The sequence below is a fragment of the Arthrobacter zhaoguopingii genome (assembly GCF_009828605.1).
Lineage (GTDB): Bacteria > Actinomycetota > Actinomycetes > Actinomycetales > Micrococcaceae > Arthrobacter_D > Arthrobacter_D zhaoguopingii.
In genome coordinates this window covers 1-1,564 of sequence record NZ_WIAE01000035.1, presented here as the reverse complement: position 1 = coordinate 1,564, position 1,564 = coordinate 1, and the positions used below count along the sequence as shown (strand labels likewise).

The following is a 1,564-nucleotide window of genomic DNA, read 5'->3' as shown; positions in this document are numbered from 1 at the left end:
GGTGAGACCATGGAGTATGTCTTTATCGCTCGTCGACGTCCTCAAACTTCTCGGCAACCCCACGCGCTTCCAGATCATGGAGTGGTTGCGCACGCCCGAGGAGTCCTTCGCGGAGTACGAGCCGATTGCGGACCGCGAGGAGTACGGGGTGTGCGTGACGCACCTGGCGGCCAAGACGGGTCTTTCGCAGCCAACCATATCGGTCTATATGAACTCCTTGGAGCGGGCCGGCCTGGTGGAATCGACCCGCATCGGCAAGTGGACGCACTACCGGCGCGTCGGCACGCAGGTGGACGAGCTTGTGGAGCAGCTGCAGCACAGACTCATATAGACATTTCGTAAAACGTCGATATGATGGTGGCATGACTTTCACTGATTCAAGCAACCCCATCAGGCGTGCGTTGATCGTCCACGCCCACCCCGAGCCCGCCTCGTTCTCGTCCGCCCAGGCTTCCGCGGTGGCCCAGCAGCTGAGGTCGGAGGGCGTCGAGGTCGACTTCATTGATCTGTACGACATTGGGTGGAACCCTGTGCTGAGCCGCGGACAGTTCATGGACGGCCCGGGCTACTTCAAGCCCCAGGCCGAGCAGATGCGGGCCTTTGCTGAAGGCACCCTCCCCGAACCGGTCGGGGCGCACCTGGCCAGGCTGCAGGACGCCGACCTGCTCGTGCTGTCATTTCCGGTGTGGTGGTTCTCCATGCCCGCGATCCTCAAGGGCTGGATCGACCAGGTGTTCCTGCTCGGCGCCATTTTCGGCGGCGAGTACGGCATCTTCGACCAGGGCGGCATGAGGAACAAGAAAGCCATGATGCTCCTCACGACAGGAGGCGTCGAGGCATCCTTCGCGCCCGGCGCGGCCTCCGCGCCCGGCGGCTACGGCGGGCTCGATGACTTCCTCTACCACGTCCGCCGCGGGATGTTCGAGTTCGTCGGGTACGACGTGGTGCAGCCCTTCGTCACTCACGCGCCTGCACGCCTCAGCGACGAGGAGCGTGAGCAGGCACTCATGAAGGCCCGGGCCTACGTCACCGAGACGCTCCTGGCCGAACCGGCCGCTGTCCGCTGAGACGTTCACAACCGAAGAACCGGAGCACGGTCATGATCACTAAAACCAACATCGAGGTCCCTGGGCTCGGCGACTCCCGCAAGTACGCCTACCTGCAGTGCGTCACGGCCGGCGATTTCGCGTTCGTCGCCGGGCAGACCGGGGTTGATAAGGACTACAACATCGTTTCGCCCGAGTTCGGCGCCCAGGCCCGGCAGGCCCTGCGCAACGTCGGACTGGCTCTGGAGGCCGCCGGCACGAACCTGGCCAACATCGTCAATCTGACGGTCTACCTGGCCGATGCCCGCGATGCGTTCGAATTCATCGACATCTGCCACGAACTGATGGACGAGAACTTCGCGCCGACCGCCATTCTCGGAGGAATCGACTTCGTCCTCTCCGGTCTGCGCATCGAGATACAGGCCACCGCCGTGATCGAGCGCCCCTGAGGCCAGCGCACCCGAGAGAGGGACAGCCCCGCTGCCATCCCTCCCTACTACACCGCAGCCACGGTGCTG

The 1,564-nt window shown here is 63.9% G+C and carries 3 protein-coding genes; all 3 read left to right on the top strand.

The window, feature by feature from the left end; genetic code table 11:
* The coding region (locus GVV77_RS18005) for an ArsR/SmtB family transcription factor (protein ID WP_343033091.1) at positions 1-331 on the top strand (331 nt) is incomplete at its 5' end.
* Positions 332-362: 31 nt separating this feature from the next.
* Entirely contained in the window at positions 363-1,067 is a 705-nt protein-coding gene (locus GVV77_RS18000) for an NAD(P)H-dependent oxidoreductase (protein ID WP_159620698.1), read from the top strand.
* A 32-nt stretch (positions 1,068-1,099) separates the two neighbouring features.
* A complete protein-coding gene (locus GVV77_RS17995; RefSeq protein ID WP_159620686.1) occupies positions 1,100-1,495 on the top strand; it encodes a RidA family protein in 396 nt (131 codons plus the stop codon).
* Positions 1,496-1,564 lie beyond the last annotated feature (69 nt).